The organism is Leifsonia sp. C5G2, from assembly GCF_013359685.1.
In the GTDB taxonomy this organism is placed as follows: domain Bacteria; phylum Actinomycetota; class Actinomycetes; order Actinomycetales; family Microbacteriaceae; genus Leifsonia.
Genome location: NZ_JABFMV010000002.1, coordinates 33,108 through 50,195, shown reverse-complemented (window position 1 = coordinate 50,195; position 17,088 = coordinate 33,108). Strand labels below are relative to the sequence as shown.

Here is a 17,088-nt window from a genome sequence, read left to right as displayed (position 1 = left end):
CTCAGGCCCTAGCGCTGTCGGTCGTAGCGCCCGAAGCCGACGAGGATGTCGCGCTGGATGGCGAACATCTCGCGCTCCTCGGCCGGCTCGGCGTGGTCGAACCCGAGCAGGTGCAGGATGCCGTGCGTGGTCAGCAGCAGCAGCTCGTCCTGCAGGGTGTGGCCGGCGGTCTCGGCCTGCACCTGGGCGACCTGCGGGCACAGCACCACGTCGCCGAGCAGGCCCGCGGGCGACGGCTCCTCCTCGGTGCCGGGGCGGAGCTCGTCCATCGGGAAGCTGAGCACGTCGGTCGGGCCGGGCTCGTCCATCCACTGCACGTGCAGCTGCTCCATGGCGGCCTCGTCGACGAGCACGATGGCGAGCTCGGCGTCCGGGTGCACGTGGAGGATGTCGAACGCGTACGCGGCGAGCCGCTGCAGGGCGGACTCGTCCACCTCGATGGTCGACTCGTTGTTGATCTCGATGCTCACGGCGGCCCTTATCGTCGCTTCGGGAGGTGGTCTCGCATGCCGCTGCGGCGCTCGGCGCGGTTGGCGAACTCGGCCGCCTGCTCGCGCTCGTAGTGCCGCGCCTGCTGGCGTGCGTCGTACTCGGTATAGGCGTCGACGATCCGGCCGACGAGGCTGTGCCGCACGACGTCTTCGCTGGTCAGCCGGGCGAAGTGGATGTCGTCGATGCCGTTCAGCACGCGCGTCACCAGCCGCAGGCCGCTGGCCGCATTGGGCAGGTCGACCTGGGTGATGTCGCCGGTGACGACCATCTTGGAGTTGAAGCCGAGACGCGTCAGGAACATCTTCATCTGCTCCGGCGTCGTGTTCTGCGCCTCGTCGAGGATGATGAACGAGTCGTTGAGCGTGCGGCCGCGCATGTACGCCAGCGGCGCCACCTCGATCGTCCCGGCCGCGAGCAGCTTCGGCACGAGGTCCGGGTCCAACATCTCGTTGAGCGCGTCGTAGAGCGGCCGCAGGTAGGGGTCGATCTTGTCGGTCAGCGTGCCGGGCAGGTAGCCCAGCCGCTCCCCCGCCTCGACGGCCGGGCGCGTCAGGATGATGCGGGTGACCTCCTTGCGCTGCAGCGCCTGCACGGCCTTGGCCATGGCGAGGTAGGTCTTGCCTGTTCCGGCCGGACCGATCCCGAACACGATGGTGTTGTGGTCGATCGCGTCGACGTACTGGCTCTGGCCGAGCGTCTTCGGGCGGATGCTCTTGCCGCGCGCGGTCAGGATGGCCTGCCCGAGCACGTCGGACGGGCTCAGGTTGAGGTCGGTGCCGAGCATGCGGGCGGAGCTCGTGACCTCGGCGGGCGAGAGCTCCTGGCCGTTCCGCACCATCTGCAGCAGCTCCTCGACGAGGCGCTGCGCCGCGCCCACCTGGGTCGCGTCGCCGGTGAGCGTGATCTCGTTGCCGCGCACGTGCACGTTCACGAGCGGGTACTGCCGCTCGAGCGTGGTGAGCAGGCGGTCCTGCGGGCCGAGCAGGCGGACCATCTGCACGCCGTCGACGCTCAGGCGCGCCTCGGCGCCGTGCTCCCCCGCGTTCGACGGGCCCTGGGTGGCTTCAGAGTTGGCCAAGTGATCCTTCCTGGAGGCTGTGTCCTCTGTCGTTGGCGCTGAGGACATGCGCGTGGACGTGGAACACGGTCTGTCCCGCGCCCGCGCCGGTGTTGAAGACGAGACGGAAGTCGCCGTCGGAGTGCTCGTCGGCCAGCCGCTTCGCGGTGGCGACGAGCTCGGCGAGCAGCGCGGGGTCGCCCGCCGCGAGCTCGGTGACGTCGCGGTACAGCTCCGTCTTGGGCACGACGAGCAGGTGCACCGGCGCCTGCGGCGCGATGTCGCGGAACGCGATGATGCGCTCCGAGTCGTACACCACGTCGGCCGGGATCTCGCCCGCGATGATCCGCGAGAAGATCGAAGGTTCCGTCTCTGCCATGTCCTCCATCCTATTCGCGCGGGCTGACAACGGCCCGGGCTGTCCGCTCTCGGCGTGAAGCTCGCCCCGGCCCTACCAGAGGCCGAGGGCGGCGTTCAGCACGGCGAGGGCGGCAGGGCCGGCGGTGGAGGTGCGGAGCACCGTCGCGCCGAGGCGCACCAGCTCCGCGCCGGCCGCGCGGAACGCGTCCAGCTCCTGCGGCGCGATGCCGCCCTCCGGGCCGACGACGAGCACCAGGTCGCGGCCGTCCGGCGCGATCGCGGTCAGCGGGCGCTCTGCGTCCGGCTCGAGCACGAGCACCCGGGCGCCCGCGGTCAGCGCGGCGACCTGCTTGGTCGTCGCGAGCTCGCGCACCTCCGGCGTCCACGCGCGGATGGACTGCTTGGCGGCCTCGCGCACGATCGCCGCCCAGCGCTCGCGGCCCTTCGCCACCTTCGCGCCCTCCCAGCGGGAGACCGAGCGGGAGGCCGCCCACGGCACCACCGCGTCCACGCCGAGCTCCGTGGCCGCCTGCACCGCGAGCTCGTCGCGGTCGCCCTTCGCCAGCGCCTGCACGAGCGTGATCGTCGGGGCAGGGCGCTCGACGCGCGAGACGGCCTCCACGTCGATCGTCAGCTCGGCGTTCGTCGCCTCGATGACCTCGCCGGAGGCGACGAGGCCGCGGCCGTTGCCGATCAGCACCGACTCCCCCGGCCGCGTGCGGTTCACCGTCGCCGCGTGCTTGGCCTCGGCTCCGGTGAGCGACAGGCGGGCGCCGACCTCGACATCCTCGAGGTCCTCGCGCAGGTAGAGGGACGCCATCGCCGGCTACAGGTGGAGGAAGCGGTCGCGCAGCTTCGCGAACAGACCCTGCTGGAACCGCGCGAGCGACGGCTCCTGCGGCTTGTGGGTCGCCGCGAACTTCTTGATCAGCTCCTTCTCCTTGTGGTCGAGCTTCGTGGGGGTGACCACCTGGATGCCGACCCGCAGGTCGCCCCGGCCGGAGCCGCGCAGGTGCGTGATGCCGCGGTCCTTCACCGTGACGATGTCGGCGGACTGCGTCCCGGGCTTCAGCTCCAGACGGATGTCGCCGTCGAGCGCCTTCACCGTCGCGGTGGTGCCCAGGATCGCATCCGTCATCGACAGCTCCAGCGTGCAGAGCAGGTCGTCGCCGTCGCGGCTGAACACCTCGTGGTGCTTGACCTTGATCTCGAGGTACAGGTCGCCGTTCGGACCGCCCGCGGGGCCGGCCTCGCCGCTGCCCGGCATCTGGAGGCGGAGGCCCGTGTCGACACCGGCGGGGATGTCGACCGGCACGGTGCGGCGCGCCCGCACGCGGCCCTGGCCCTGGCACGTGACGCACGGAGTCGCGATGACGGTGCCGTAGCCGCGGCAGGTGCCGCAGGGGCTCGAGGTCATCACGTTGCCGAGCAGCGAACGCACCGAGCGCTGGATGCTGCCGGTGCCGTGGCAGATGTCGCACGTCACCGGGTGGGTGCCCGGCTGGCAGCAGGAGCCGTTGCAGGTCTCGCAGACGACCGCCGTGTCGACCTCCAGGTCGCGGTGGGTGCCGAAGACGACCTCGTCGAGGTCGACCTCCACCCGAAGCAGGGCGTCCTGGCCCCGCTCGCGCCGGGAGCGCGGGCCGCGGCCCTGGCCGCCACCCCCGCCGAAGAACGTCTCGAAGATGTCGCTGAAGCCGGCGAAGTCGGCGCTCCCGCCCCCGCCGAACCCGCCGGAGCCCCCGAGGTCGTACTGCTGGCGCTGCTGCGGGTCGCTGAGCACGTCGTAGGCGTGCGTCACCAGCTTGAACCGCTCCTGCGCCTCGGCGCTCGGGTTCACGTCCGGGTGCAGCTCGCGCGCGAGCCGGCGGTACGCCTTCTTGATCTCGTCGGGGCTGGCGTCGCGCTCGACGCCGAGGACTTCATAGTGGTCGGCCACGTGGGCTGTTCCTTACCTTGATCGTTCGCTGTTCTGGGCTTCCGGCGGCCTACTGGTCGCCGAGCAGCCGGGAGAGGTAGCGGGCGACGGCCCGGACGGCCGCCATGTTGCCCGAGTAGTCCATGCGGAGCGGGCCGAGCAGGCCCACGCGGGCGACATCCGACCCCGCGGCACTGTAACCGCTGGAGAGGACGGATGCTTCCGTCAGCCCGAAGCCGGCGTTCTCGCGCCCGATGCTGACGGCGACGCCGTGCTGGTCGGTCGCCATCTCGTCGAACAGGCGCAGGAGCACCACCTGCTCCTCGATCGCCTCCAGCACCGGGGTGATGGTGCCGGGGAAGTCGAGCTCGGTTCGCACCAGGTTGGCCGCGCCCGCCATCACCAGCTTCTCCTGCCGGTTGGCGGCGATCTGGTCGAGGAGGGCGCTGGCGACCGGCTCCACGAGCGCGCGCGTGCGCTCGGTCAGGGCATCCGGCAGCTCCTTGAGCCGCGCGGTCGCCTCGCCGAGCGTCAGGCCCGCCGCGGCGCCGTTGATCGCTCCGCGGATCTCGGCCACATCCTCATCGGTCAGCTCGGTCGCCGGCTCGATCACGCGCTGCTCGACGGCGCCCGAGTCGGTGATCATGACGCTGAGCAGCCGCCGCGGGGCCAAGGACACGAGCTCGATGTGCCGGATGCGCGAGCGCGCCACCGACGGGTACTGCACCAGCGCGACCTGGTTGGTCAGCTGCGACAGCAGCCGGACCGTGCGCGACAGCACGTCGTCGAAGTCGGCGGACGCTCCGAGGAAGGTCTCGATCGCCGTCCGCTGCGCGGAGCTGAGCGGCCGCACCTCGGCCAGGTGGTCGACGAAGAGCCGGTAGCCCTTGTCGGTGGGAACGCGGCCGGACGAGGTGTGCGGAGCCGCGATCAGCTCCTCCTCCTCCAGCAGCGCCATGTCGTTGCGGATGGTCGCCGCCGACACCCCGAAGGAGTGCCGCTCGACGATGCTCTTGGAGCCGACCGGCTCCCGCGACGCGACGTAGTCCTGCACGATGACGCGCAGCACCTCCAGGCTGCGTTCCGAGACCATCTCCGCCTCCCGTCGACCGATTTAGCACTCGTGGTTCCTGAGTGCCAATCCTACCGCGCAGAAACGCGCGCCGGATGATTGCTGGCTGTGACACGGCCGCAGTACCGTATGTGCACCGGCTCGGCAGCGCCGCAGCCGATCATGAAAGGGTTCCGCAGATGTCAGACCCGAACCAGCCGAACGACCCCGACGCCGGGGTCCCGCCGCAGCCGGGAGCCGTGCCCCCGCAGCAGCCCTACGCCCAGCCCGCCGGCGGCCCCCAGCAGCCCTACGCCCCCTCCGCCGCCGGCGCCCCGCTCGACGCCGCGCAGGACAAGCAGTGGGCGGCCTTCGCCCACCTCGGCGGCATCCTGTGGTTCCTCCCCTCCCTCATCATCTGGCTCGTGTTCAAGGACCGCGGCCGGCTGACCGACCAGGAGGCCAAGGAGGCCCTCAACTGGCAGATCACCTGGATCCTCGCGTGGGTTGCGTCGCAGGTGATCGGGATCATCATCGGGAGCTTCACCTACGGTGTCGGCTACCTGCTGTTCGGCCTGCTCATCCCATGGGCGCTGTACATCGTCAACCTCGTGTTCTCGATCCTCGGCTTCGTGCGGGTGAACGGCGGAGGCACCTACCGCTACCCGGTGAACTTCCGGTTCATCAAGTAGCCGCCGCACTCAGGCTCTTTTCAGTTTCGGGGCCGGAGCCCTAGGCTGGGGTCGACCACGTCCACCCCTGCCATTGCACAGAGGAGAACAGAACGATGTCCGCGACACCCCCGCCCCCGCCGCCGCAGCAGCCCTACGGTGGCGGAGCGCAGCAGCTGAGCCCCGCCGACGAGAAGCTCTGGGCCACCCTGATCCAGATCGGGGGCATCCTGTTCAACTGGATCCCCGCCCTCATCGGGTACCTGGTGCTGAAGGACCGCGGTCCGTTCGTGCGCGCCCACTCGGCGACCGCGCTGAACTTCCAGATCACGATCTTCATCGCCTACGTCGTCGGCGGCATCCTGTCGATCGTCGTCGTCGGCATCTTCATCATCCTGGCCGCCTGGGTGCTGAACATCGTGTTCAGCATCATCGCCGCCGTGAAGGCCAACCAGGGCGAGTTCTACACCTACCCGATCGCGATCAAGTTCGTCAGCTGATCCGACGCGTTCGGCCTGAACCGCCCCCGGGGATCGACGAGATCCGCGGGGGCGGTTTCTTACGTCCGCCGGGCGATCTCGACCGGCGCCGAGCCTGCGGGCTGGGCGATGTCCTCGGCCAGCAGCCGCCGCACCACCGCATCGGCGAGCAGCCGGCCGCGCTGTGTCAGCACGATCGAGCCGCGCAGGGCGGCGCGCCCGTCCACCAGCCCGTCGGCGATCAGGCCGGGAACCTCGCGGCGGCCGGCGTCCCCGAGCTCGTCGACCCGGAGTCCGTCGCGGATGCGGCTGAGCAGCAGCACGCGCTCCACACGGCGCGTCTCGGCGTCGAGCGTCTCCCGCCCGGCAGCGGGCGACTCCCCCGCCAGCACGCGCTGCGCGTAGGCGGCGGGATGCTTCACGTTCCACCAGCGCACGCCGCCGACGTGGCTGTGCGCGCCGGGGCCGACGCCCCACCAGTCGTGGCCGAGCCAGTACGCGAGGTTGTGGCGCGAGCGGTGGGCGGTGTCGGTCGCCCAGTTGCTCACCTCGTACCAGTCGTAGCCGGCCTCGGCGAGCCGGGCGTCCGCCAGCTCGTACATGTCGGCCTCAAGGTCGTCGTCGGGCTCGGGCACCTGACCGGACCGGATCTGCCGGGCGAGCTTGGTACCGGGCTCGACGATGAGCGCGTACGCCGACAGGTGGTCCGGTCGGCACGCAAGGGCCGTGTCGAGGCTGCGGGACCAGTCGTCGAGCGACTCCCCCGGCGTCCCGTAGATCAGGTCGAGGCTCACCTGCAGCCCCGCGTCGCGCGCCCATCCGACGACCAGGGGGATGCGCGCGGGGTCGTGCGTGCGTTCCAGCGTCTCGAGCACGTGCGGGACGGCCGACTGCATCCCGAAGGAGACCCGGGTGAAGCCCGCGTCCGCGAGCCGCCGCAGGTCGTCGGCATCGACCGAGTCGGGGTTCGCCTCGGTCGTCACCTCGGCGCCGTCGGCCAGCCCCCAGGCGTCGCGGACCGCCCCGAGCATCGCCGCCAGGTCGCCGGGCGGGAGCAGCGTCGGAGTGCCTCCCCCGAAGAACACGGTCGACACGGGACGCGCCGGCAGTCCGCTGCGGTCGAGCGCCGCCGCCGCGACCCCGACCTCGCGGACCGCATGCCCGGCGTAGTCGGACTGGGAGACGCCCCGCAGCTCGGTGGCCGTGTACGTGTTGAAGTCGCAGTAGCCGCACCGCACCCGGCAGAACGGCACGTGCAGGTAGACGCCGAAGTCGCGCTCGGCGGCGCCCTCGGCCGCGGTCGCGGGCAGCAGCCCGTCGGCCGGGGCCGGGTCGCCGACAGGCAGGATGCTCGGCATCAGGCGGAGCTCGCGGGGTGGAGCGCGCGCAGGTAGCGGGCCGTGTAGCGGCGCTGCACCATCGACAGGACCGGGGAGACGATCCGGTAGAACGCGTTCGACGGTCGCGAGAGGGCGCGCAGGACGAACCAGACCGTCCCGTCGTCGCGCTGCTCGACCAGGAACAGCTCCTCGCCGCTCTCCGGGTGCCCGTGCAGCGTCCCGTACGCGAACCCGCGGCGGTGCGGCTCGTCGACCACGTAGACCACGCGGATCGGCGCGGACACCTTGAACGGCCCGAACGGGATCTTCAGCACGGCGGTCATCCCGTTGCGAACGAACGGCGTGCCGTCGTCGGCGAAGACGTCCTCCTCCGGACGGTTGGCGCGCATCCGCACCGGCGTGCCGTCGGGCCCGAACTCGACGCCCTCGTACTGGACGCCGGTGCCCTCCCGCACGTCGGTGACCAGGATGCCGCTCCCCTTCTGCACGCCCCAGGCCATGAGCGCGGTCGCCGCGGCTTCGAAGCGCTCGTCGCCGCTGCCGAGCCGGACCTTGCGCTCGAGCGGCTTGTAGCCCTTCGGCGGGTAGTACAGCAGGTCGGCCGCCTGGGTGCCGCCGACCGCCCCGTAGGTGACGGGTTGGTCGGTGAAGGTCGAGCGACGCATGTATTCATCTTCCGTCATGGGCGACGGGTTCGCGAAACGCCGGTTCCGGATGCCGGCGTGGGACTACTTCTTGTCTTTCTTCTCGGTGTCGCCGGAGAGCGCGGCGATGAAGGCCTCCTGGGGGACCTCGACGCGGCCGACCATCTTCATGCGCTTCTTGCCCTCCTTCTGCTTCTCGAGGAGCTTGCGCTTGCGGGTGATGTCGCCGCCGTAGCACTTGGCGAGGACGTCCTTGCGCATGGCGCGGATGTTCTCGCGGGCGATGATGCGGGCGCCGATGGCGGCCTGGATCGGGACCTCGAACTGCTGGCGCGGGATGAGCTCGCGCAGGCGCGACGCCATCATCGTGCCGTAGGCGTAGGCCTTGTCGCGGTGCACGATCGCGCTGAACGCGTCCACCGTCTCGCCCTGCAGCAGGATGTCGACCTTCACCAGGTCGGACTCCTGCTCGCCGAACGGCTCGTAGTCGAGGGAGGCGTACCCGGCGGTCTTCGACTTGAGCTGGTCGAAGAAGTCGAAGACGATCTCGCCGAGCGGCATGGTGTAGCGGATCTCGACGCGGTCCTCGCCGAGGTACTCCATGCCGAGGAGCGAGCCGCGGCGGCTCTGGCAGAGCTCCATGATGACGCCGACGTAGTCCTTGGGCGCGAGGATGGCGGCCTTGACGATCGGCTCCTCGACCTTCTCGATCTTGCCGCCGGGGAACTCGCTGGGGTTGGTGACGGTGACGGTCTTCTTGTCCTCCGTCGTGACCTCGTAGATCACGCTCGGCGCGGTGGTGATGAGGTCGAGGTCGAACTCGCGGGACAGCCGCTCGGTGATGATCTCGAGGTGCAGCAGGCCGAGGAAGCCGCAGCGGAAGCCGAACCCGAGGGCGACGGAGGTCTCCGGCTCGTACACGAGGGCCGCATCCGACAGCTTGAGCTTGTCGAGCGCCTCGCGCAGCTCCGGGTAGTCGCTTCCGTCGATCGGGTAGAGCCCGGAGAAGACCATCGGCTTCGGCTCGGTGTAGCCGGGGAGGGCCTCGGTGGCCGGCTTGGCGGCCGTGGTGATCGTGTCGCCGACCTTCGACTGGCGGACGTCCTTCACGCCGGTGATGAGGTAGCCGACCTCGCCGACGCCGAGACCCTTCGACGGGGTGGGCTCGGGCGAGGAGACGCCGATCTCGAGGATCTCGTGGGTGGCGCGCGTCGACATCATCTGGATGCGCTCGCGTGGCTGCAGCTTGCCGTCCACCATGCGGACGTAGGTCACGACGCCGCGGTAGCTGTCGTAGACGGAGTCGAAGATCATGGCGCGCGCGGGCGCGTCGGCGACGCCCACCGGAGCCGGAATCTCGGCGACGACCCGGTCGAGCAGCGCCTCGACGCCCATGCCGGTCTTGCCGGACACCCGCAGCACGTCCTCGGGGCGGCCGCCGATAAGGCTCGCCAGCTCTTCCGCGTACTTGTCGGGGTCGGCCGCGGGCAGGTCGATCTTGTTGAGGACCGGGATGATGGTGAGGTCGTTCTCGAGCGCCAGGTAGAGGTTGGCGAGCGTCTGCGCCTCGATACCCTGGGCCGCGTCCACCAGCAGGATGGCGCCCTCGCACGCCGCGAGCGACCGCGAGACCTCGTAGGTGAAGTCGACGTGGCCGGGGGTGTCGATCATGTTGAGCGCGAACGTCTGACCGTCGACCTGCCACGGCATGCGGACCGCCTGGCTCTTGATGGTGATGCCGCGCTCGCGCTCGATGTCCATGCGGTCGAGGTACTGCGCCCGCATGTCGCGATCGGAGACCACGCCGGTGATCTGCAGCATGCGGTCGGCCAGCGTGGACTTGCCGTGGTCGATGTGCGCGATGATGCAGAAGTTGCGGAGGAAGGCCGGGTCGGTCGCGGCGGGCTCGAGGGCCTGAAGAGCTCGTGGTGACATCGTCCGGCCATTCTCCCATGAACGCTCGTCGCCCGGGCGCACCCTGCCCCGGCCGCCCTCGGCTCAGTCGAAGCCCTCGGCTCAGTCGAAGCGCTCGGCTCAGGCGAAGCGCTCGGACCGCTCGACGATGCGCGCGGCCCCGTCCTCCCAGCGGTAGACCTCCGAACCCCCGATGAACACGCGCTCGGCGCGCGAGTTCACATCGAGCGGGTCTCCGGACCAGACGACGACGTCGCCGTCGAGCCCGGCGGTCAGCGAGCCCACGCGGTCGTCGAGGCGGAGGAAGGCCGCCGGGTTCACGGTGAGCGCCTCCAACGCGGTCTGCCGGGGCAGGCCGTCTTTCACGGCGAGGGCGGCCTGGTAGACGAGAAAGTTGATCGGCACGACGGGGTGGTCCGTCGTGATGGCGACCCGGACTCCCGCTGCCGCGAGGGTGGCGAGGTTGGCGATCGCGCGGTCGCGGAGCTCGACCTTCGACCGGGAGGTGAACATCGGGCCGAAGATCACCGGGATGTCGCGCTCGGCGAGCACGTCGGCGATCTTGTGCGCCTCGGTGCCGTGGTTGACGACCAGGCGGTAGCCGAACTCGTCGGCCAGCCGGAGCGCGGTGGCGATGTCGTCGTGGCGGTGGGTGTGCTGGTCCCAGGCGAGCTCGCCCTCGAGCACCCGGACCAGCGTCTCCTTCGCCAGGTCTCGGTCGAACGGCTTGCCCTCCACCTGGGCGTGATGCCGCTGGGTGCGGTAGTTCTGGGCGGCGACGAAGGCCTCCCGGATGATCATCGCGACGCCGAGACGCGTGCTGGGCGTCTGGTTCTTGCCGCCGTAGACCCGCTTCGGGTTCTCGCCGAGAGCCGACTTCACGCTGACGGCCTCGCGGATGACCTGCTCGTCGATGGTGCGGCCGCCCCAGGTCTTGATGGCGACGGTCTGCCCGCCGATCGGGTTGCCCGACCCCGGCTTGACGACGACGGAGGTCACGCCCCCGGAGAGCGCGTCGCGGAAGCCCTCGTCGTCGATGTTGATGGCGTCGATCGCGCGGACTGCCGCCGTGTTCGGCGTCGTCATCTCGTTGGTGTCGTCGCCCGCGGGGCCGTTCGCCTCCTCGTGGATGCCGACGTGGCCGTGCGACTCGATGAAGCCGGGCAGCACCCACTTGCCGGCGGCGTCGACGACCGTGACATCGCCGGGCACCTGCACGTCGTCGATGCCGCCCACCGCCTCGATGACGCCGTCCCGGACGAGGACGACGCCGTTCTCGATGGGCTCCTGGGAGACCGGGACGACATAACCGTTGACGATGGCGAAGCTGGTGGAAGTCATGGCTCGAGCCTACGCGCGGCTGTTCGGCCGGCAACGGAGCGGAACAGATCTGTGGAATGCTCGGCGGGCCGGCGCGTTGTGGAGAAGTATGAACATCCTCCTGACCGGCGCGACCGGCTTCATCGGATCCTCCGTCCTCCCCCGCCTCCTCGCCGAGGGACACACCGTGACCGCGCTGGTGCGCGACGACGAGAAGGCCGCCGCCGTGCGGTCGGCCGGCGCCACGGCCCTCGTGGGCGACGCGGCCGACGCCGCCCTGGTGGAGCGGGCGGCGCGCGAGAGCGACGGCGTCATCCACCTCGCCTCGTCGAAGGACGTCGACGCAGTGCTCGTGCCCGCCGTGCTGGCGGGGCTCGCCGGGTCGGGCGCGCCGTTCGTCCACACCGGCGGCATCTGGACCTACGGCAGCGGCGACGACCTCACCGAGGAGTCGCCCGTCGCCCCGCCGGCGCTCACCGCCTGGCGCGGGACGGGCGAGGCGCTCGTGCTGGGCGCGGACGGCGTGCGCGGGACCGTCGTCGTGCCGTCGATCGTCTACGGACACGGCAAGGGTCTGCCGAACCTGATCGTGGAGGCGCCGCGCACCGAGGGCGCCGCCCCCGCGCTCCGCCTCATCGGCGACGGCTCGCAGCACTGGGCGACAGTCCACGTCGACGACCTCGCCGCCCTCTACGTTCTGGCCCTCGAGCACGGAGCCGCCGGCTCGGTCTACATCGGCGCCAGCGGGCACAACCCGACCGTGCGGGAGCTCGGCGAGGTCGCCGCGGAGGCGGCGGGTCTCGCCGGCGGCGTGGTCGCGGAGTCGGCCGAGGAGACGGCCGCGCGGATCGGGGAGGGTCTCACCGAGGCGCTGCGGCTCGACCAGCAGGCCGGTGGGGCCAAGGCGCGGATCGACCTCGGCTGGGAGCCGAACGGCCCGGCTCTGACGGAGGAGCTGCTCGTCGGTTCCTACGCTCCCGCGCGGGTCTGACCTGCGCCGGCGGACCCGGTCGGATGCCGGTTTTGCTGGGACACGGCCACCGCTGGTAAAGTGGTTTGTTGGCTTGCGTGTGGATGTGTCCGCACGAAACGCCGCAAGGCGCCCTCTCCGCTGAGCGGCACATCCCTAACTCATCACGAAACGAAAGTGACCACTCGTGGCAAACATCAAGTCGCAGATCAAGCGCAACCGCACCAACAAGAAGGCGCAGGAGCGCAACAAGGCCGTCAAGAGCGAGCTCAAGACCGCCATCCGCGCCACCCGTGAGGCCGTCGTCGCCGGCGACAAGGAGAAGGCGACCGCGGCGCTGCGTCTCGCCGCGAAGAAGATCGACAAGGCGGCCAGCAAGGGCGTCATCCACAAGAACCAGGCGGCGAACCGCAAGTCGGCTATCGCCAAGCAGGTCGCCGCGCTCTGAGCGACGACCGTCCGCGGGCCCTGTCCCGCGCCGCGAGCGAGCCCCCGTCCGGACCGAGTCCGGGTGGGGGCTCGCTGCGTCTGCGGTGGGTTCGGCGTGGGCGCGGCGTGCGTGACTGCGGTGCGGCGGAACGAATGCGGCGGGGCGAGCAGACGCAGACGTTCCGTTGCACCGCAGACGTTCCGGATCAAGACGCGACTGCGGCAGCGCGGAACGAATGCGGCGGGGCGAGCAGGGGCGGACGTTCCGAACGGCACCAGTCGCGCCGACGGAGGCGCGGGGCGGCTCAGTCGCGGCCGCGGGCGCTGACGATGCGGATCATGCGCTCGAGGGCGAACACCGGGTCGCGGCCGCCGCCCTTCACGTTGGCGTCGGTCTCCGCGAGGAGCTCGATGCAGCGGCCGAGGCCGTCCTCCGTCCAGCCCTGGAGGTCGCGGCGCGCACGGTCGACCTGCCAGGGGGCGAGGCCGAACTGCTGCGCCAGCTGGCCGGAGCCGCCGCGTGCGCCGGAGATCTTCGCCATGGTGCGAATCTTGCTGGCGAAGGCGGCGACCATCGGCACGGGGTCCGCACCGGACGCCAGAGCGTGACGCATGGTGACGAGGGCCTCGCCGTGCCGCCCGGCGATGGCGGCGTCGGCCACCTGGAACGCGTTCGTCTCGACCCGGCCGCCGTAGTACTTGTCGACCGTCGCCTCGGTGATCTGCTCGGCCGAATCGGAGAGCAGTTGCTGGCACGCCGCCGCGAGCTCCGCGAGATCGTCGGAGAAGGCCGAGGTGATCGCCCGGAGCGCGCCGGGGGTCACCTTCCGGCCGGCCGCGGCGAACTCCGCCTGTGCGAAGTCGTACTTCTCGGCGTCCTTCTTCAGCTCGGCGCAGACCACCTCGATGGCGCCGCCCTTGCCGGAGCGGATGGCGTCGAGCAGCTTCTTGCCGCGCACACCTCCCGCATGGCGGAGGGTCACCACCGTCCCGTCGGCGGGGGCTTCGAGGTAGTCGAGCATGTCGGCGAGGAACGCCTCGTTGCACTTCTCCACCGCCTCGACCCGGATGAGCCGCGGCTCGCCGAACAGGGAGGGGCTCGCGAGGGTGAGCAGCTCGCCCGGCGCGTAGTCTCCCGCGTGCAGGTCGCTGATCTCGAGGCTCGGATCGTCGGCCTTGAGCGCGTCGCGCAGGGTGCGGACCGCGCGGTCGGCGAGGAACCCCTCCGACCCGGTGACGAGGACCACGGGAGCGGACCGCACCTGGTTCCACGGAACCTGCGGGATCGCGCTGGCGGCGGTGCGCGCCTTGCTCGCTCCGCCTCTGCTGTTGCCTCGGGTCGCCACGTTCCTCCTCGTCCGTATCCAGGATACGGGCGACCACCGACACTGGTCGCCGCGGGTCGTTCGCTCCACACCGAGACGCCGTGTTCCCCCGGGGAGACGAGGAGGAGGCCCTGCTGGTCCGTCCGTGCAACGGCAGTGCCCGCCTGCGACAGCATCCGGAGCGCCGAGCGGGTCGGGTGGCCGTAACCGTTCCTCTCCCCCACCGACACCAGCCCTACCTGGGCGGACAGAGCGGCGTAGAGCGCGGGACTCTGATCGGCCGAGCCATGGTGCCCGACCTTCACCACATCGACCCGGTGGACTGTCCGCGTCGCGAGCAGCGCATCCTGTGCCGTCTCGTCGAGGTCGCCCAGGAAGAGGGCGCGGACCCCGCGGCCTTCGACCTCCAGTGTCAGACTGCCGCAGTTGCCCACGTCGTCGTCCGGCATGCCTGCAGGCGTGGGCTCCGGAGGCCAGAGAAGACGCCAGCGCAGTCGTCCCAGCTGCCCCTCCAGCCCTGCATGAGCCTGCTCGGCGGGGACGCCCGCGTCCCGGAGGAGGCCGAGCGTCCGGTGGTCGGCGTCGCGGACCGCCCGCTGCACCAGCGCCGTCTCCGCCCGGGACACGACACCGGACAGGCCGCCCACATGGTCGGCGTCGAAATGGGTGAGCACCAGGAGCCGCAGCCGGCCGATCCCGAGACGCTCCAGACAGGCCGAGGCCGGCTCCGGACGGCGACCGGCATCGATCATCGCGACCGCGTCTCCGTCGCGAACCAGAAGCGCATCTCCCTGACCGACATCGCAGGCGGCCACCATCCAGTCGTGCGGGATGGCGGCGACGCGAGCGATATAGCCTCCCGCGAGCACACCGCCGTAGACGACGGCTCCGATCACGAGCACGCCCGCGGCAACCGCCGCCGCCGCAGGCGGGGAGCGCCGCGCCGACACGAGGACGGCGACCGCGACGAGGGTCAGGGCGCACAGCACGACGCCCACGGCGCCGGGCGCCCACGGGAGGGCGGCCGCGGGCAGGCCGCTCGCGAACGTCGCGACCTGCGCGATCCACGCGGAGGGCACCCAGGCGAGCCGCACCAGCACCTCGCCCAGCCAGGGCGCCCACGGGAGCACGGCGCAGGCGACGCAGCCGAGCACGGTGGCGACGGGAGCGGCGGGCTCGGCCAGCAGGTTGGCCGGGACGCCGTAGAGCGGCAGGCTCGGCGCCAAGAGGATGAGGACGGGCTGGCACGCCAGTTGTGCGGCTGTCGGAACTGCGAGAGCGAGCGCGAGCGATGCCGGCATCCACCTGCTGAGCGCACGGGCCAGTGGTGCGGCGAGGATGAGCAGCCCGGCAGTCGCGAGGACCGAGAGGGCGAACCCGTAGTCGCGGGCGAGCCAGGGGTCGTGCACGAGCAACGCGATCACCGCGAGGGCGAGCGCGGGGACGCCGTCCGCCGGACGGCCTCGCGCCAGTCCCACAAGCATCACGGTCGCCATGGCCGCTGCCCGGATGACGCTGGCCCCCGGCCCGACCAGCACCACGAAACCGAGCAGCGCGGCGCCCGCGACGACGACCCGCGCGCGACGCGGCAGACCGACCAGGCGGGCGGCCAGGAAGACGAGGCCGATCACCAGAGCGCAGTTCGCGCCGGACACCGCGGTGAGGTGGCTGAGGGACGAGGCCTTCATCGCCGCGTCGAGGCTCGGGGTCACCGCGGTCTCGTCGCCGATCGCGAGCCCGGGCAGCAGGGTGCCGCCGTCGCCCGGCAATACGGTGGCCGCCTGCGCGAACCCCGCACGCGGCTCGGCGGCCCAGGCGAGCCAGGGCGGAGGACGCTCCTCGACCATCAGCCGGTCGCGCGCCGCCCGGATGAGGAACGTGGTCGCGTCTCCGGGGTCCTCCCGGACCACCGCGCCGCTGACGCGTACGACCGCTCCGAGCGCGATGGTGCGCGCCTCCGCCTCCGTCGCATCGAACTGCACCGACACCGGCACGCCTGGCCGCTCACCCGCCGTTCTCCCGCGCAGAGTCCAGCGCGGATCGTCCCCGAACCCTCCGGAGAGCCGATGCGGGGGCCGGTCGACCGCGACCACGAGGTCGACCGACGCGCTGCTCCCAGCGGCCGCAGCGAGCTCCTCCGACTCACGCGAGGGCGCCTGGACCGCGACGATCGCCGCACCGATCGCGATCGCCCCGAGCGCGACGGCCGACACCGGAAGCGCCCTGGTCCGTGAGCGACGCACCGCGGCGAACCCCACGCACGCCACCGCTGCACAGGCGCTCACGATGACGACGGGCCATGACGCCTCCGGGAGCCCGATCAGCAGTGCGCAGGTCGCCCACAGCGCAACGGCGGGCACGGCGAGGCGGAGGTCCGGCATCAGACCACCACGCCGTCCTTGAGCCCGTCGAACAGCTTCTGACCGATGCCCGACACCTTCAGCAGGTCGGACGGCTGAGCGAACCGGCCATTGGCCTGCCGCCAGTCGAGGATGCGCTGGGCAAGAGCCGGGCCGATGCGGGGCAGGGTCTCCAGCTCCGCCTGGGTCGCCGTGTTGAGGTTGACGGGAGCACCACCGGCCGCCGCGCCGGACGCGGCACCGGGACCCGCGCCGACCGCCGCACCGCCCTGCGGAGGGTCCCCGACCCGCGGAACCGCGAGCTGCTCACCATCGGCCACCGGCCGAGCGAGGTTCACCGCGGCGACGTCCGCATCGTCGGCCGCACCGCCCGCCGCGGCGACGGCATCGACCACCCGCGACCCGGCCGGCAGCGACACGAGTCCGGGAGTGCGTACGGCACCGGTCACGTGCACGAGCACGCCGCCGGCCGGCGACGCGTCGACGGGACGCGGGGAGAGGCTCGGCGCCGCAGACGGCGTCACCACCGAGCCACCGCCCTGCGCCGACGCCGACGCCAGGACCGCGATGACCGCCGCGACGATCAGCAGCACCACCGCGCCGCCGATGCCCGCGCGCACCCGTCGTGACCGGCGCGCAGGCTCCAGCCCGGGCACTCCCGGCAACTCCGGCTCAGCCGGTGCAGTCTCAGCGCGGTGTCGCATGCCCCAACGCTAGGAACACCGCGAGCCGCACTCGGGCCCGCCCGCCGGATCGGT

At 71.5% G+C, this 17,088-nt stretch carries 16 protein-coding genes and 1 pseudogene; 4 read left to right on the top strand and 13 right to left on the bottom strand.

What is annotated here, in order from left to right:
- Window positions 1-8: 8 nt before the first annotated feature.
- The 6 genes from ybeY to hrcA all read right to left on the bottom strand — a co-directional run bounded on the left by ybeY (window position 9) and on the right by hrcA (window position 4,920).
- A complete protein-coding gene (ybeY, locus tag HNO83_RS03020) occupies window positions 9-470 on the bottom strand; it encodes an rRNA maturation RNase YbeY (protein WP_175336050.1) in 462 nt (153 codons plus the stop codon).
- 8 nt (window positions 471-478) lie between these two features.
- Window positions 479-1,570 (bottom strand): PhoH family protein, encoded by a 1,092-nt coding sequence (locus HNO83_RS03015; protein ID WP_175336049.1) that lies wholly within the window; start codon window positions 1,568-1,570, stop codon window positions 479-481.
- On the bottom strand, window positions 1,557-1,928 hold the full coding sequence (locus HNO83_RS03010; protein ID WP_175336048.1) for a histidine triad nucleotide-binding protein: 372 nt from the start codon (window positions 1,926-1,928) through the stop codon (window positions 1,557-1,559). The genes HNO83_RS03015 and HNO83_RS03010 overlap by 14 nt, the downstream gene beginning before the upstream one ends.
- A 72-nt stretch (window positions 1,929-2,000) precedes the next feature.
- On the bottom strand, window positions 2,001-2,729 hold the full coding sequence (locus HNO83_RS03005; RefSeq protein ID WP_175336047.1) for a 16S rRNA (uracil(1498)-N(3))-methyltransferase: 729 nt from the start codon (window positions 2,727-2,729) through the stop codon (window positions 2,001-2,003).
- 6 nt (window positions 2,730-2,735) lie between these two features.
- Complete coding sequence (dnaJ, locus tag HNO83_RS03000) at window positions 2,736-3,848, bottom strand: molecular chaperone DnaJ (RefSeq protein WP_175336046.1); 1,113 nt, start codon at window positions 3,846-3,848, stop codon at window positions 2,736-2,738.
- A gap of 49 nt (window positions 3,849-3,897) precedes the next feature.
- Window positions 3,898-4,920, bottom strand: coding sequence for a heat-inducible transcriptional repressor HrcA (gene hrcA / locus HNO83_RS02995; RefSeq protein ID WP_175336045.1), 1,023 nt, complete (start codon window positions 4,918-4,920; stop codon window positions 3,898-3,900).
- Window positions 4,921-5,078: 158 nt separating this feature from the next.
- On the opposite strand from hrcA, the gene HNO83_RS02990 reads away from it, so the two are divergent.
- Complete coding sequence (locus tag HNO83_RS02990; RefSeq protein WP_175336044.1) at window positions 5,079-5,570, top strand: magnetosome magnetite crystal formation protein family; 492 nt, start codon at window positions 5,079-5,081, stop codon at window positions 5,568-5,570.
- Window positions 5,571-5,665: 95 nt separating this feature from the next.
- Window positions 5,666-6,049 carry a DUF4870 domain-containing protein gene (locus HNO83_RS02985; protein ID WP_115696963.1) on the top strand — a complete coding sequence of 128 codons (384 nt, stop codon included), beginning with the start codon at window positions 5,666-5,668 and terminating at the stop codon, window positions 6,047-6,049.
- A gap of 59 nt (window positions 6,050-6,108) precedes the next feature.
- On the opposite strand, the gene hemW is transcribed toward HNO83_RS02985, so the two are convergent.
- The 4 genes from hemW to HNO83_RS02965 form a co-directional block, all read right to left on the bottom strand.
- Entirely contained in the window at window positions 6,109-7,386 is a 1,278-nt protein-coding gene (gene hemW / locus HNO83_RS02980; protein ID WP_175336043.1) for a radical SAM family heme chaperone HemW, read from the bottom strand.
- Window positions 7,386-8,033 (bottom strand): DUF1990 domain-containing protein, encoded by a 648-nt coding sequence (locus HNO83_RS02975; protein ID WP_175336042.1) that lies wholly within the window; start codon window positions 8,031-8,033, stop codon window positions 7,386-7,388. The genes hemW and HNO83_RS02975 overlap by 1 nt, the downstream gene beginning before the upstream one ends.
- A 63-nt stretch (window positions 8,034-8,096) precedes the next feature.
- Entirely contained in the window at window positions 8,097-9,947 is a 1,851-nt protein-coding gene (lepA, locus tag HNO83_RS02970; RefSeq protein ID WP_175336041.1) for a translation elongation factor 4, read from the bottom strand.
- Window positions 9,948-10,046: 99 nt separating this feature from the next.
- The gene (locus tag HNO83_RS02965) at window positions 10,047-11,267 is read right to left on the bottom strand and encodes an amidohydrolase (RefSeq protein WP_175336040.1); all 1,221 of its coding nucleotides are present in this window, start codon (window positions 11,265-11,267) and stop codon (window positions 10,047-10,049) included.
- Window positions 11,268-11,355: 88 nt separating this feature from the next.
- Between HNO83_RS02965 and HNO83_RS02960 the strand changes: the two genes are divergently transcribed.
- Both HNO83_RS02960 and rpsT read left to right on the top strand, forming a co-directional pair.
- Window positions 11,356-12,237 (top strand): NAD-dependent epimerase/dehydratase family protein, encoded by an 882-nt coding sequence (locus HNO83_RS02960; protein WP_175336039.1) that lies wholly within the window; start codon window positions 11,356-11,358, stop codon window positions 12,235-12,237.
- A 166-nt stretch (window positions 12,238-12,403) separates the two neighbouring features.
- Entirely contained in the window at window positions 12,404-12,664 is a 261-nt protein-coding gene (gene rpsT / locus HNO83_RS02955; RefSeq protein WP_064109082.1) for a 30S ribosomal protein S20, read from the top strand.
- Window positions 12,665-12,950: 286 nt separating this feature from the next.
- Here the strand turns inward: rpsT and holA are convergent, their stop codons facing one another.
- From holA to HNO83_RS02940, 3 genes and pseudogenes are all read right to left on the bottom strand, one after another.
- A complete protein-coding gene (holA, locus tag HNO83_RS02950) occupies window positions 12,951-13,991 on the bottom strand; it encodes a DNA polymerase III subunit delta (protein ID WP_349627059.1) in 1,041 nt (346 codons plus the stop codon).
- Window positions 13,992-14,428: 437 nt separating this feature from the next.
- A pseudogene (locus HNO83_RS20230) lies at window positions 14,429-15,817 on the bottom strand (ComEC/Rec2 family competence protein); the annotation flags it as partial.
- Window positions 15,818-16,350: 533 nt separating this feature from the next.
- Window positions 16,351-17,034, bottom strand: coding sequence for a ComEA family DNA-binding protein (locus HNO83_RS02940; protein WP_175336037.1), 684 nt, complete (start codon window positions 17,032-17,034; stop codon window positions 16,351-16,353).
- Window positions 17,035-17,088 lie beyond the last annotated feature (54 nt).

Excerpts from the sequence above, each read along its gene's own strand:
- HNO83_RS03010 (WP_175336048.1), bottom strand. The coding sequence starts at position 1,928 with ATGGCAGAGACGGAACCTTCGATCTTCTCGCGGATCATCGCGGGCGAG.
- HNO83_RS03005 (WP_175336047.1), bottom strand. The coding sequence starts at position 2,729 with ATGGCGTCCCTCTACCTGCGCGAGGACCTCGAGGATGTCGAGGTCGGC.
- hrcA (WP_175336045.1), bottom strand. The coding sequence starts at position 4,920 with ATGGTCTCGGAACGCAGCCTGGAGGTGCTGCGCGTCATCGTGCAGGAC.
- HNO83_RS02990 (WP_175336044.1), top strand. The coding sequence starts at position 5,079 with ATGTCAGACCCGAACCAGCCGAACGACCCCGACGCCGGGGTCCCGCCG.
- HNO83_RS02985 (WP_115696963.1), top strand. The coding sequence starts at position 5,666 with ATGTCCGCGACACCCCCGCCCCCGCCGCCGCAGCAGCCCTACGGTGGC.
- hemW (WP_175336043.1), bottom strand. The coding sequence starts at position 7,386 with ATGCCGAGCATCCTGCCTGTCGGCGACCCGGCCCCGGCCGACGGGCTG.
- HNO83_RS02975 (WP_175336042.1), bottom strand. The coding sequence starts at position 8,033 with ATGCGTCGCTCGACCTTCACCGACCAACCCGTCACCTACGGGGCGGTC.
- lepA (WP_175336041.1), bottom strand. The coding sequence starts at position 9,947 with ATGTCACCACGAGCTCTTCAGGCCCTCGAGCCCGCCGCGACCGACCCG.
- HNO83_RS02965 (WP_175336040.1), bottom strand. The coding sequence starts at position 11,267 with ATGACTTCCACCAGCTTCGCCATCGTCAACGGTTATGTCGTCCCGGTC.
- HNO83_RS02960 (WP_175336039.1), top strand. The coding sequence starts at position 11,356 with ATGAACATCCTCCTGACCGGCGCGACCGGCTTCATCGGATCCTCCGTC.
- HNO83_RS02940 (WP_175336037.1), bottom strand. The coding sequence starts at position 17,034 with ATGCGACACCGCGCTGAGACTGCACCGGCTGAGCCGGAGTTGCCGGGA.